Raw genomic sequence first — 12064 nt, 5'->3', positions numbered from 1 at the left:
TCTCTCTTAACGTGGGTTGACGAGGGCGGCCGGGGTTCGCAGAACCAGAGCGGCGCCCAGGGCGATGAAAAAGGCCAGGACGAACAGCGCGAGGCTGGCGCTCTGGGTGGTGTCGCGCATCCAGCCGATCAGGTAGGGCGCGATGAACGAGGCGATGCTGCCGAACGAACTGATCAGGCCGATACCGGCGGCCTGGGTGCGGTCGGACAGGAAGGCCGGTGGCAGTTGCCAGAACATCGGCAGGGCGGCGCTGGCGCCCATGCCGGCGATGACCAGGCCGGCCAGCACCGGAATCGCGCTGCCCGGTGCTACTCCAGCGGCGGCAATGCCCACGGCGCACATCAGCAGCGGCACGCTGAGGTGCCAGCGGCGCTCGCGATGACGGTCGGAAGACCGGCCACAGGCGAGCATGAAGAACACCCCGGCCAGGTAAGGAATGGCACTGAGCAGGCCGACCTGGCTGTCACGGGCCACGCCGGCACCGTGGATCAGGGTCGGCATCCAGAACGCCAGGGTGTTCACCGCCAGCATCACCGCGAAGTAGATCGCCACCAGCAGCCACACCTGCGGGTTGCGCAGGATGCCGGAGAACGAGGTGATGGTCTTGCGCTGCTCTTCGCTGGCCATCTCTTCGCGCAGGCGTTGTTTCTGCGTATCGCTGAGCCAGCCCACCGTGTCGAAACGCTCCGGCAGTACGCGCCAGACGAGCAGGCCGAGCAGCACCACCGGCAAGCCTTCGAGGAGGAACATCCATTGCCAGCCGCGCAGGCCGCCGGCATCGTGGAACAGGTCGAGAATGCCCCCGGAGGCAGGGCCGCCGATGACCCCGGCCATCGGCACGGCAATGGCGAACAGCGCGGTGATCTGCGCGCGGCGACGAGCCGGGTACCAGCGGTTGAGGTAGACCAGGATGCCCGGGAAGAAGCCGGCTTCGGCCACGCCGAGCAAGAAGCGCAGGGTGTAGAAGCCACTGGCGCTTTCCACCAGGAACATGCCGGTGGACAGACATCCCCAGACCACCATCAGGGTGGCGATCCAACGCCGTGGCCCGACCTTGTCCAGGGCCATGTTGCTGGGCACGCCGAACAAGGCGTAGGCGACGAAGAACAGCCCGGCGCCGAAGCCATAGACGGTATCGCTGAAGTGCAGGTCGGCGCTCATCTGCATCTTGGCGAAGCCGATGTTGATCCGATCCAGATGGGCGAACAGGTAGCACACCAGCAGCAGCGGCATCAGCCGCCAGGTCACGGTGCGGTGGGTGGAATCGCTGACGGCGTGGTCGGCGCCGACGGAAGAAGCGGAATGGACAGTGCTCATGATCTTGTACTTTTTGTAGGTGAGGCGGCGAGGGCGCGGCGGCGCCCGCATTCAGGATGTCTTGTTGAACAGTGGGTGCAGGCTGCTCTGCTTGCCGTCGTAGACCTGGTTCAGGCTTTCGTCGATCTGCAGGGTGATACCGACCGGGCGCTGTTGGAGGATCGCGCCAAGGCTCGCGCGTAATACGGCCAGCAGGCTGTCGCCCACCGCCTTGTGCACATCGCTGCTGCGCCCGGTGCCCATGCGCAGGTTGGCGTAGATGAAGCCGTAGTCGCCCTTGCCATCGGCCACGGCGCAGTGTGCGGCAGGGTAGGCCAGCACGCGGGTGCCGCCGGTGGGGAATACGGCCTTACCATGCTCGTCGCGCTGTTCGAGCATGGTGTCGGCCAGAGCCCGGCATAGGCCGGGAATATCCGCCTCCCGTTCGAGGTCGGGGGTGTAGAGCAGGACCAGATGAGGCATGTCGATTGTCCTTGGGCCTGGAGACGTGCCGCCCGTGAGAGCGGCATGCGGCATTACAGGCGGCTGGTGGAAGCCACGGCGGCCGGGTGGGCGGCCTGGGCGGGCGGGATGGCCGAGCCGTCCTGCGGGGTGACCGGGAATACGGCGTTGATCTGGCCGGTACCCGAGGCGGCGAAGTAAGGCGTCAACACCTCGGCCTTGCCGTCGTATTTCGACCAGCCAAGGGCGCCGAGCAGCATCGCGGTGTCGTGCATGAAACCCTCGCCGTGGCCCTTGGCCGCGTATTCCGGAAGCATGCCGCAGAACTCCTCCCACTCACCGTTCTGCCACATCTGTACGACCCGCTCATCGAGGGTTTCCAGGAATGGGCTCCAGATCTTGGTGGCGAATTCCGGAGCCTGGCCGTTCTGGGCGAAACGATGCGACAGCGAACCGCTGGCGAAGAACGCCACGGTGCCGTCGTAGTGGTCTTCCACGGCCTTGCGCATGGCCCAGCCGAGGCGGGCGCTGTCGTTCAGATAGTGGGAGGTGCACAACGAGGAAACCGAGATCACTTTGAAGTGTTGGTCCTTGTTCATGTAGCGCATCGGTACCAGCGTGCCGTACTCCGGCGCAAGCGTGGTGGTGTGGTGAGCCATGGTCTCCACGCCGAAACGGTTGCATTCCTCGGCCAGGATCAGGCCCAGTTCCGGGTTGCCGGGGAACTCGTACTCCATGTTGCTGATGAAGTGCGGCAGTTCGTTGCTGGTGTACAGGCCCTTGAAGTGCGGACCGCACAGCACGTGATAGTTGGCATTGACCAGCCAGTGGGTGTCGAACACCACGATGGTGTCCACGCCCAGCTCGCGGCAGCGGCGACTTATCTCTATATGGCCGTCGATGGCTGCCTGGCGAAATCCCTGCTTCGGGCCCGGCAGCTCGGAGACATACATTGACGGTACATGGGTGATCTTGGCGGCAAGAGCGACTTTGCCCATGAGTTTTCTCCTTGCGGGGCCAGGTGATGGCCCGGGTTCTTGTGATTGGATTGCACGCAGGAATGTGGCGGCTCGTACCGGGTTTTATAAACCCGGCAGAGTCACTCATGCGAGCAGATCGTCACACGCCCCAACGCGGGATGTGGTGGCTGCCCATGGAAATGCAGATGTTCTTAACTTCGGCGAATACTTCGTAGCTGTACTCGCCGCCTTCGCGGCCGGTGCCCGAACCTTTCACGCCGCCGAACGGCTGACGCAGGTCGCGCACGTTCTGGCTGTTGATGAAGACCATGCCGGCTTCGATGCCACGGGCCAGGCGATGGGCCTTGCCGATGTCCTGGGTCCAGATGTAGGAGGCCAGGCCGTATTCGGTGTCGTTGGCCAGGCGCAGGACCTCGGCTTCGTCCTTGAACTTGATCAGGCATACCACCGGGCCGAAGATTTCTTCCTGGGCGATGCGCATGCGGTTGTCGACGTCGGCGAACACGGTCGGCTGGATGAACTGCCCCTTGGCCAGGTGTGCCGGCAGGTTGGCCGGACGCTCCAGGCCGCCGGCGAGCAGGTTGGCGCCTTCTTCGATACCGATCTTGATATAGCCGGTGACCTTGTCGTAGTGGGCCTGGGTGATCATCGAGCCGACCTGGGTCTTCGGATCGGTCGGATCGCCAACGATCAGGCGCTTGGCACGGGCGGCGAACTCGGCGACGAACTGGTCGTAGACGGTTTCCTGGATGAAGATGCGGCTGCCGGCGGTGCAGCGCTCGCCGTTCAGCGAGAAGATGGTGAACAGCGCTGCGTCGAGGGCGCGATCCAGATCGGCGTCGTCGAAGATCAGTACCGGCGACTTGCCGCCCAGTTCCATCGAGTATTTCTTCAGGCCGGCGGTCTGCATGATCTTGCGGCCGGTGGCGGTGCCGCCGGTGAAGGAGATCGCCCGTACGTCAGGGTGACGCACCAGGGCGTCACCGGCGGTGGCGCCGTAGCCCTGCACGACGTTCAGCACGCCTGGCGGAATACCGGCTTCCAGGGCCAGGCGGCCCAGTTCGTTGGCGGTCAGCGGCGACAGCTCGCTCATCTTCAGCACGGCGGTGTTACCGAACGCCAGGCAGGGCGCGGTTTTCCAGGTGGCGGTCATGAACGGCACGTTCCACGGCGAGACCAGGCCACACACACCGACCGGCTGGTACAGGGTGTAGTTGAGCATCTGGTCGTCGACCGGGTAGCTGTGGCCATCCATGCGCGTGCAGGCTTCGGCGAAGAAGTCGAAGTTGTGCGAGGCGCGCGGGATCAGCACGTTCTTGGTCTGGTGGATCGGCAGACCGGTGTCGAGGGTTTCCAGCTCGGCCAGCTTCGGCACGTTCTGGTCGATCAGCTCGCCCAGCTTGCGCATCAGCTTGGCGCGTTCCTTGGCCGGGGTGTTCGACCACTTCGGAAAGGCTTCCTTGGCGGCGGCGACGGCCAGGTTGATTTCCTCGGCGGTGCCGCTGGCGACTTCGCCGATGGCCTCGGTGGTGGCCGGGTTGTAGTTGGTGAAAGTCTCGTTGCTCTCGACTTCCTTGCCGTTGATCCAGTGCTTGATCATGGTGTGTGCCTCTTATTGTCTTGATTAGCCGCGGGCGGCGAAGAATTCGGATTCGCTGACGATGCGGTTGACCAGGCGGCCAACGCCTTCCACTTCCACCACCACTTCGTCGCCCGGCACCACGTCGGCCAGGCCTTCCGGCGTGCCGGTGGCGATCATGTCGCCCGGCTGCAGGGTCATGAAGCTGGAGAAGTATTCGATCAGGTAGGGGATGTCGAAGATCATGTCGGCGGTGCTGCCTTCCTGCTTCAGCTCGCCGTTGATCCAGGTGCGCAGCTTGAGCCTGGACGGGTCCGGCACGTCGGCGGCATCGACGATCCACGGCCCGACCGGGGTGGTGCAGTCGCGGTTCTTCACTCGCAGGTTCGGCCGGTAGTAGTTTTCCAGGTAGTCGCGGATGGCGTAGTCGTTGCACACGGTGTAGCCGGCCAGGTAGCCCAGGGCATCCTCGCGCTTGACGTTCTTCGCCGGCTTGCCGATCACCGCCACCAGCTCGCACTCGTAGTGCATGTACTTGACGTTGTCCGGGCGCCAGGTCACCTGGTTGTGACCGGTGTAGGTGCCGGGCGACTTGATGAACGCCAGCGGCTCGGTCGGCGCCTTGAAGGCCAGCTCGGCGGCGTGGTCGGCGTAGTTCAGGCCAAGGGCGAACATGCTGCCTTCGGCAGGCGGCAGCCACTCGACATCGGCTTCTGCGATCAATCGACCATCTGGCAGGCGTACGGCGTTGTCTTCTTCGACGGTGACCTGGTGAACAGCGTTTTCATAGCGGATACGTGCGTGTTTCATGTCTCTGGCCTCACTCCGCCACGATGCTGTTGGTCAGGCGACCGAGGCCGCTGATTTCAACCACGACTTGGTCGCCGGGCTGGACGTCGACGCGACCTTCCGGGGTGCCGGTGATCAGCACGTCGCCTTCATGCAGGGTCATGAACTCGCTGAGTTCGGCGATCAGGCGCGGAATGCTGCGCACGAAGTTGGCGGTGGTGTTTTCCTGGCGCACTTCGCCGTTGACCAGCAGCTTGAGGGTCAGGGCATGCGGATCGGCCAGCTCGACCACGTCGCTGCCCAGGGCGCAGAAACCGTCACGGCACTTGGCCTTGACCGCCGGGCGGTAGTAGCTGACTTCCGGCAGGCTGAATTCGTTGACGATCACATAGCCGGCAACGTGGGCGAGGGCGTCCTGCTCAGCGACACGGCTGGCGGTCTTGCCAATCACTACGCCAAGGGCCGGGCCGGGCTGCAGGCGCTCCCCCGTCGGCACGGCAACGGACTGGCCATCGGCGTTGCGGGTATTGGGCGTCTTGATGAACAGTACCGGCTTGACCGGCGGCTGCTGGTAGGGCGGCTCGTTGAATTCGGCCAGTCGGCTTTCCAGCAGGCCCTTGTAGTTCAGCGCGATGCCGAACAGGGTGCCCGTGGCGACTTCGCTAGCGGCGCGAGGCATGTCTAACTCCTGAATCGAACTGGGGCTTGCCCCAGGTGATAAAAGCGGGCGGCTCCCGGAACGGAGCGGCAGCACACCCGGAATTGGTTAACATGCTAACGTTATAATTAATATGTTAACAATGATCAAGCCATGAATCGTTCTACCTTTGACCCATGAGGCTGTATTTAAGCGATGTGGCAGGCCATGCGATTGTCCCGGCCTGCCAGATTTATTGACCGGGACTGCCAGCCGATCCGGCACTTGTCCGTGCGTGGCCTGCGGGTTTGCGTCCACCTGGGGAATGTTGCTTAAATCGGCCACCGCCAATTCTGGCTTCGACGAGTTGCCCTGATGTCCGCACCGCGCCCTTCACTGACCCTGACGTTGCTGCAAGCCCGCGAAGCGGCGATGGGCTTCTTCCGGCCCTCGCTGAACCAGCACGGTTTGACCGAGCAGCAGTGGCGGATCATCCGCATCCTGCGCCAGAACGGTGAGATGGAGAGTTATCAGTTGGCCCAGCAGGCCTGCATCCTCAAGCCGAGCATGACCGGCGTGCTGTCGCGCATGGAGCGCGATGGCGTGGTACGCCGCTGGAAGGCACCGCAGGACCAGCGCCGGGTGTATGTCGGCCTGACCGAGGCTGGCCAGCAGTGCTTCGTTTCGATGAGCGAAGACATGGAGCGCAACTACCGGAAGATTCTCGAACAGTTCGGCGAGGAAAAGCTCCAGCAACTGCTCGGCCTGCTCAACGAACTGAAACAGATCAAGCCCTGAACGCCTGAGCCATGGCCGCGCGTCCTCCGATTCCCAACATCGACATCGGCCATGTCTACGACCAGCGCTATGCTGACTCCGATGTGCACTACGAGGCGCTGGGCAAGCTCGCCGACTTCTTCGGCCGCAACATGCCGGTACACCGGCATGACCGTTTCTTCCAGGTGCATTACGTCAAGAGCGGCATGGTCCGGGTGTTCCTCGACGACCATCGCTACCTGCAACAAGGGCCGATGTTCTTCCTCACGCCGCCGACCGTCACCCATGCCTTCGTCACCGACTCGGAGGCGGATGGCCATGTCCTGACCGTGCGCCAGCAACTGGTCTGGCCCTTGCTGGAAGAGCAGTACGGTTTGGCCAGCGGCCCGCAGATCGCGCCGGTATGCGTGGCGTTTGGCGAGCTGGACGAGAAATACCGCAGCGAGGTGACGCGCCTCGACCTGCTGTTCGACGAGTTGCGCAGCGAGTTCGCCGAGAACCGGCCGGGCAGGGCGCCGAGCCTGGCCGCGCTGACCCGGCTGATCTTCATCAGCCTGTTGCGCCTGTCCGCCCGCTCGTTGTCGTCGCAGCCGGCCAGGCGCGAAGACCTGCAGATATTCCAGCGTTTCAACGTACAGATCGAAGCCCATTACCAGGAACACCTGCCGCTGAGCGAATATGCAGCCTTGCTCGGCGTCACCGAGGCACGCCTGAACGACGTTTGCCGGCGCATCGCCGACATGCCCTCCAAGCGCCTGGTGTTCGAACGCCTGATGCAGGAAGCCAAGCGCCTGCTGCTGTTCACCAGCGGCACGGTGAACGAGATCTGCTACCAGCTCGGTTTCAAGGACCCGGCCTATTTCAGCCGTTTCTTCACCCGCCATGCCGGCATGACACCTGGGGAGTACCGGGTACGCAGCCGGGATGGCTAGGGTCTGTCGATGCTGCAACGAGGTAGGAGCTACAACCGGTTGAAGTATTCGTCATTTCCTCGAAGGCGACTCGAAGCATCTGGGCTCCCGCCTTCGCGGGAGTGACAGTGAACCGAAGCGTCCGCTCCGACCTCAAAGCCACTCATCCGAGTGAGCCGCTTACAACAGCGGCAGGGTATAGCCGATGATCACGCGGTTCTCGTCGATGTCGGTGGTCAAGCCGCCGCTGGAACGGAACGTGGCGTTGCGCAGGCGGATGTTCAGGCCCTTGAGCGAGCCGTCCTGGAAGGTGTAGACGATGTCGGTGTCGCGCTCCCATTCCTTGCCGCCGCTGACCGCCGCCGTCTCGATGTGGTTGGCGCTGACATAGCGGGTCATAAAGCTCAGGCCGGGAATGCCGAGGCCCGCGAAGTCATAGTCGTAGCGCGCCTGCCAGGCATCGGTCTCGGCCTTGGTGAAGACGTTGAAGGTCACCAGGTTGATCGAGTACGGGTCGAGGCCGGGGTAGGCGAAGTCACCGTCGCCAGAGAGATTCTGGTAGCCGAGGCCGAACTTGTGCGAGCCCACGCCCAAGGTCAGCATGCCGTTGAAGAAGCGGTTGTCGATGCGCCCGCCATCCACCCGTGTCGCGCTGCGGTAACGGTGAGCGCCATTCTCGGCGGTGTCGAAGAAGCGCAGGTCGGTCTTCAGCGTGATACCGTCGGCGAGCCTGGCGTTGTGGATCAGGTTGACGTGGTGCTGCTGGTAGATGTCGTCCATCTGCGCGTAGTAGTAGGTCAGCGTCAGGTTCGGATTGACCGCGTAGCTACCGCCAGCCAGATCGAGGTGGGCGCTTTCCACACCGCCGTAGTTCATCTCGTCGTTGCTCGACGAATCGCGCAGGTTGATCTTTTCCAGGCGGCCGACGTTGAGGGTCAGGCCGTCGACTTCTTGCGAGGTCAGCAGGCCACCGGCGTAGGTGGAGGAGAGCAGGCGCACATCGTTATAGGCGGCCACGGGCAGTTGTGGCTGCAGGGTGCCGACCTTGAGCACACTCTTGGACAGCCGCACCTTGGCGGCCACGCCGAGTTCGCTGTAGTTGTCTTCCGGTTCCAGGCTCTGCGCACCGTAGGCCAGCAGGCCGGTGCCGCGGCGGTCGCGGCTGGAGTCGAGCTTGATCGCCGTTTCGCTGATGGCGTCCAGGCCGAAGCCGATGGTGCCCTCGGTGAAGCCGGACTCGTAGCGCAGGGTGAAGCCCTGCGCCCACTCTTCAGCCTTGGCCTGAGTCGCGTTGCTCTGGCGGAAGTCGCGATTCATGTACATGTTGCGGGCTTCGAGAGTGGCCTTGCTGTCAGCGAAGAAATCGGCGTGAGCCAGGCCACTGAAACCCCAGGCAGAGCCGAACAGGCATGCGAATGCCGGTAGATTCCTGATCATTGTTTTTATCTCCAGGACGAGTGTTGGGGCCGTCCGGTGGCACCGAACGGCCGCCACATGTAGCCACATCATTAATTTATTAACAATATGGATTTTCCCTGCCAACCCGCCTGAAAAATAAATCAGTGCCTGGTCAACCAAGCGAAAACCGCATCCTGCTTGGGATTGACTGTTTTTCGTCAACCTCATCCGGCCATCCTTAGACAGTGGTCGTAGTTGACAGCGCCCGGTAAAAAATTAACTTATTAACAGATTGCGCTTCGCCATACGCCATCGCATCTGCCTGGCGACAACAACAAGATGGAGCTAACACGATGAAAACAATGAAAATTGCCGTTCTGTGCAGCGCCCTGGCCGCGGCATCGGTCCAGGCTGCCGACAGCGTCACCCTGAAAGTCGCTCATTTCCTGCCATCCACCTCCAATGCCCAGCTCAACATCATCGAGCCCTGGTGCAAGCAGCTCGGCGAAGAATCGCAGGGCCGCATCAAGTGCCAGCTCTATCCTTCCATGCAACTCGGCGGCACACCGGCCAAGCTGGCCGACATGGCGCGCAATGGCGTGGCCGATATCGTCTGGACCGCGCCGGCCTATTCGGCGGGCAAGTTCCCGCGTGTCGAGGCCCTGGAACTGCCGTTCGTCCTGCCCTACGGTGGCAAGGCTGGTAACCAGATCATCTGGAACTTCTACGAGCAGTACGCCAAGGATGACTTCAAGGGCTACAAGGTGCTGGTGGTGCACGGCGATGGCGGCATGAACCTGCACACCCGTGGCAAGGCGGTGAAGACCCTGGACGATCTCAAGGGCCTGAAACTGCGTGCCTCCAGTCGCACGGCGGCGAAGACCATCGAAAGCCTGGGCGCCACGCCCGTGAGCATGCCTCCAGCACAAATGACCGAGGCGATTTCCAAGGGCGTGGTCGATGGCGCTCTCGCGGCCTGGGAGGTCGTCCCCTCGACCAAGCTCGATGAAGTCACCCAGTACCACAGCGTCACCCCCGAGGCGCAACCAGCCTTCGGTTACACCGTGCTGACCCTGCTGATGAACCAGCGCAAGTTCGACAGCCTGTCGCCCGACCTGCAGGCGATCATCGAGCGCAACAGCGGCCAGGCCCTGGTCGAGCGTTTCGCTACCGCGTGGGACAAAGCCACCGATGCCGCTATAGCCGCAACACCCGAGGCTGGCCGCATCGCAATCGAACCAGCCGCGTATGCGCAGATGCAGAAGGCCTCGGCCGCTGCCGTCGAACAGTGGATCAAGGAAGCGGACGACAAGGGTCTCGATGGCAAGGCACTGGTCGAAGGCGTGAAAAAACTAGCGGGCTCCGCGCAGTAAACGCCATGAAAGAGTCCCTTGATTTCGAGATGAACACGGCGGCCCATGGGCCGCTAAAACGTGGCCTGATAGGGCTGACCCAGGCCTTCGCCCTGGGTGGCGGCCTGATCCTCGTAGGGCTGATCGGCATGTCGATGGTGTCGATCATCGGCCGCAAGCTGTTTTCCACCCCGGTGCGCGGCGACATGGAGCTGATGGAAGTCGGTGCGGCCATCGCCATCGCCGCCTTCCTGCCGTTGTGCGAGCTGCGCGGCACGCACATCAAGGTCGATGCGCTGACGTCCTGGCTGCCAGAGGGCATCCGCCGTGGGTTGGACACCCTGGCGCACCTGGCCTGTGCTGCGGTGGCGGGCGTGCTGGCCTGGCGTACCGCGCTACAGGCACTGGACAACCATGAATATGGCGACGCGACGACCCTGCTGTCCTTTCCGCTGTGGATTCCCCTGGCGCTGATCGTACCAAGCCTGGTCCTGCTCGGTATCTGTGCACTGGCCCGTGCTTGCGAAGTCGCGTGTGGAGGTAAAGCATGAGCGGTCTTGCATTGGGGTTGATCGCCCTGGCCATCACCATGGGCCTGTTGCTGCTGCGCGTGCATATCGGCATCACCATGCTGATCGGCGGAGCGGCGTGCTTCTGGGCGGTCAACGACGGCGACCTGTCGAACCTGCTGTTCACCCTCAACGACCTGGCCTATTCGCGGCTGTCGAACTACGACCTGGCGGTGATTCCGCTGTTCGTGATGATGGGCCAGTTCGCCACCCATGGCGGCCTGTCGCGCTCGATCTTCCGTTGCGCGTCGGCCTTCATCGGCCACTGGAAGGGCGGCATGGGCTTGTCGGCGATCGGTGCCTGTGCCGGCTTCGGCGCGATCTGCGGCTCATCGCTGGCCACCGCGGCGACCATGAGCCACGTCGCCTTGCCGGAACTGCGCCGGCACAACTATTCCGGACGCCTGGCCACCGCAACGGTCGCGGCGGGCGGCACCCTGGGCATCCTGATCCCGCCGTCGGTGCCGTTGATCATTTACGCCGTGCTGACCCAGGAGTCGATCGCCAAGCTGTTCATCGCCGCCATCGTACCCGGCGTGATCGCGATCATCGGCTACATGCTGGTGCTGCGCATCATGGTCGCCCGCGACGAAAGCCAGGCGACCTGCTCGGAGAAAGCCTCGCTGGCCGAACGCATGAAAGCGCTGGTGGCGGTATCGCCGGTGATCGGTGTGTTCCTGGTGGTGATCGTCGGTATCTACGGCGGCTGGGCCAACCCTACGGAAGCGGCGTCCATCGGCGCGGCGGCGTGCGGCATCCTCGCGGTGTTGCAGGGCGGCATGCGCTGGAAAGGCATCCGCGCCAGCCTGCTGGGCACGGCGGAAACCTCGGCGATGATCTTCCTCGTGCTGCTCGGCGCCGACCTGCTCAACTCCGGGCTGGCACTGACGCAAATGCCTGGCGAACTGGCCGCCTGGGTGATCGAGAGTGGCCTGGCACCACTGCTGGTGCTGGTCATCATCCTCGGTCTGTACCTGGCGCTCGGTTGCGTGATGGACTCGCTGGCGATGATCCTGCTGACCATCCCGATCTTCTACCCGATGATCATGGGCCTGGACTTCTTCGGCATGAGCGAAAGCGACAAGTCGATCTGGTTCGGTATCCTGGCGCTGATGGTGGTGGAAATCGGCCTGATCCATCCGCCGCTGGGCATGAACCTGTTCATCGTCCAGCGTACGGCGGGCGATGTGCCATATGGGGAAACGGCAAAGGGCATCATCCCGTTCCTGTGTTCGGACCTGCTGCGTATCGTCCTGCTGGTGGCGTTCCCCGGGCTCAGCCTGTGGTTGCTCACGCTCTGATCCTTGATACCTC

General features: G+C 63.2%; 12 protein-coding genes. 5 read left to right on the top strand and 7 right to left on the bottom strand.

What is annotated here, in order from left to right; translation table 11 throughout:
• Nucleotides 1-6: 6 nt before the first annotated feature.
• From ACSZPK_RS14675 to ACSZPK_RS14650, 6 genes are all read right to left on the bottom strand, one after another.
• On the bottom strand, nt 7-1317 hold the full coding sequence (locus ACSZPK_RS14675) for an MFS transporter (RefSeq protein ID WP_437882208.1): 1311 nt from the start codon (nt 1315-1317) through the stop codon (nt 7-9).
• A gap of 51 nt (nt 1318-1368) precedes the next feature.
• Nucleotides 1369-1779 (bottom strand): 5-carboxymethyl-2-hydroxymuconate isomerase, encoded by a 411-nt coding sequence (locus ACSZPK_RS14670; RefSeq protein ID WP_437882207.1) that lies wholly within the window; start codon nt 1777-1779, stop codon nt 1369-1371.
• 53 nt (nt 1780-1832) lie between these two features.
• Entirely contained in the window at nt 1833-2756 is a 924-nt protein-coding gene (gene hpaD, locus ACSZPK_RS14665; RefSeq protein ID WP_437882206.1) for a 3,4-dihydroxyphenylacetate 2,3-dioxygenase, read from the bottom strand.
• 121 nt (nt 2757-2877) lie between these two features.
• Complete coding sequence (gene hpaE, locus ACSZPK_RS14660) at nt 2878-4338, bottom strand: 5-carboxymethyl-2-hydroxymuconate semialdehyde dehydrogenase (RefSeq protein WP_437882205.1); 1461 nt, start codon at nt 4336-4338, stop codon at nt 2878-2880.
• 24 nt (nt 4339-4362) lie between these two features.
• Nucleotides 4363-5127, bottom strand: coding sequence for a fumarylacetoacetate hydrolase family protein (locus ACSZPK_RS14655; RefSeq protein ID WP_437882204.1), 765 nt, complete (start codon nt 5125-5127; stop codon nt 4363-4365).
• A 10-nt stretch (nt 5128-5137) separates the two neighbouring features.
• Nucleotides 5138-5785, bottom strand: coding sequence for a fumarylacetoacetate hydrolase family protein (locus ACSZPK_RS14650; RefSeq protein WP_437882203.1), 648 nt, complete (start codon nt 5783-5785; stop codon nt 5138-5140).
• A 333-nt stretch (nt 5786-6118) separates the two neighbouring features.
• On the opposite strand from ACSZPK_RS14650, the gene hpaR reads away from it, so the two are divergent.
• Nucleotides 6119-6541 (top strand): homoprotocatechuate degradation operon regulator HpaR, encoded by a 423-nt coding sequence (gene hpaR, locus ACSZPK_RS14645; protein WP_437882202.1) that lies wholly within the window; start codon nt 6119-6121, stop codon nt 6539-6541.
• Between the two features lie 11 nt (nt 6542-6552).
• Nucleotides 6553-7452, top strand: coding sequence for a 4-hydroxyphenylacetate catabolism regulatory protein HpaA (gene hpaA, locus ACSZPK_RS14640; RefSeq protein WP_437882201.1), 900 nt, complete (start codon nt 6553-6555; stop codon nt 7450-7452).
• A 159-nt stretch (nt 7453-7611) separates the two neighbouring features.
• Here hpaA and ACSZPK_RS14635 read toward each other — a convergent pair whose 3' ends face one another.
• Entirely contained in the window at nt 7612-8868 is a 1257-nt protein-coding gene (locus tag ACSZPK_RS14635) for an OprD family porin (RefSeq protein ID WP_437882200.1), read from the bottom strand.
• Between the two features lie 314 nt (nt 8869-9182).
• Between ACSZPK_RS14635 and ACSZPK_RS14630 the strand changes: the two genes are divergently transcribed.
• Genes ACSZPK_RS14630 through ACSZPK_RS14620 form a run of 3 tightly spaced genes read left to right on the top strand, consistent with a single transcriptional unit; the run spans nt 9183 to nt 12051 of the window.
• Nucleotides 9183-10202, top strand: a complete 1020-nt coding sequence (locus ACSZPK_RS14630; protein ID WP_437882199.1) for a TRAP transporter substrate-binding protein — start codon at nt 9183-9185, stop codon at nt 10200-10202.
• Between the two features lie 5 nt (nt 10203-10207).
• Nucleotides 10208-10732 (top strand): TRAP transporter small permease, encoded by a 525-nt coding sequence (locus ACSZPK_RS14625; protein WP_437882198.1) that lies wholly within the window; start codon nt 10208-10210, stop codon nt 10730-10732.
• Nucleotides 10729-12051, top strand: coding sequence for a TRAP transporter large permease (locus ACSZPK_RS14620; RefSeq protein WP_437882197.1), 1323 nt, complete (start codon nt 10729-10731; stop codon nt 12049-12051). Before ACSZPK_RS14625 ends, ACSZPK_RS14620 begins: the two co-directional genes overlap by 4 nt.
• Nucleotides 12052-12064 lie beyond the last annotated feature (13 nt).

The sequence above is a fragment of the Pseudomonas sp. LRF_L74 genome (assembly GCF_965644255.1).
Classification (GTDB): Bacteria; Pseudomonadota; Gammaproteobacteria; order Pseudomonadales; family Pseudomonadaceae; genus Aquipseudomonas.
The sequence above is the reverse complement of the archived record's forward strand: the minus strand, read 5'-3'. Positions and strand labels throughout refer to the sequence as shown.

Excerpts from the sequence above, each read along its gene's own strand:
- ACSZPK_RS14675 (WP_437882208.1), bottom strand. The coding sequence starts at position 1,317 with ATGAGCACTGTCCATTCCGCTTCTTCCGTCGGCGCCGACCACGCCGTC.
- ACSZPK_RS14670 (WP_437882207.1), bottom strand. The coding sequence starts at position 1,779 with ATGCCTCATCTGGTCCTGCTCTACACCCCCGACCTCGAACGGGAGGCG.
- hpaD (WP_437882206.1), bottom strand. The coding sequence starts at position 2,756 with ATGGGCAAAGTCGCTCTTGCCGCCAAGATCACCCATGTACCGTCAATG.
- hpaE (WP_437882205.1), bottom strand. The coding sequence starts at position 4,338 with ATGATCAAGCACTGGATCAACGGCAAGGAAGTCGAGAGCAACGAGACT.
- ACSZPK_RS14655 (WP_437882204.1), bottom strand. The coding sequence starts at position 5,127 with ATGAAACACGCACGTATCCGCTATGAAAACGCTGTTCACCAGGTCACC.
- ACSZPK_RS14650 (WP_437882203.1), bottom strand. The coding sequence starts at position 5,785 with ATGCCTCGCGCCGCTAGCGAAGTCGCCACGGGCACCCTGTTCGGCATC.
- hpaR (WP_437882202.1), top strand. The coding sequence starts at position 6,119 with ATGTCCGCACCGCGCCCTTCACTGACCCTGACGTTGCTGCAAGCCCGC.
- hpaA (WP_437882201.1), top strand. The coding sequence starts at position 6,553 with ATGGCCGCGCGTCCTCCGATTCCCAACATCGACATCGGCCATGTCTAC.
- ACSZPK_RS14635 (WP_437882200.1), bottom strand. The coding sequence starts at position 8,868 with ATGATCAGGAATCTACCGGCATTCGCATGCCTGTTCGGCTCTGCCTGG.
- ACSZPK_RS14630 (WP_437882199.1), top strand. The coding sequence starts at position 9,183 with ATGAAAACAATGAAAATTGCCGTTCTGTGCAGCGCCCTGGCCGCGGCA.
- ACSZPK_RS14625 (WP_437882198.1), top strand. The coding sequence starts at position 10,208 with ATGAAAGAGTCCCTTGATTTCGAGATGAACACGGCGGCCCATGGGCCG.
- ACSZPK_RS14620 (WP_437882197.1), top strand. The coding sequence starts at position 10,729 with ATGAGCGGTCTTGCATTGGGGTTGATCGCCCTGGCCATCACCATGGGC.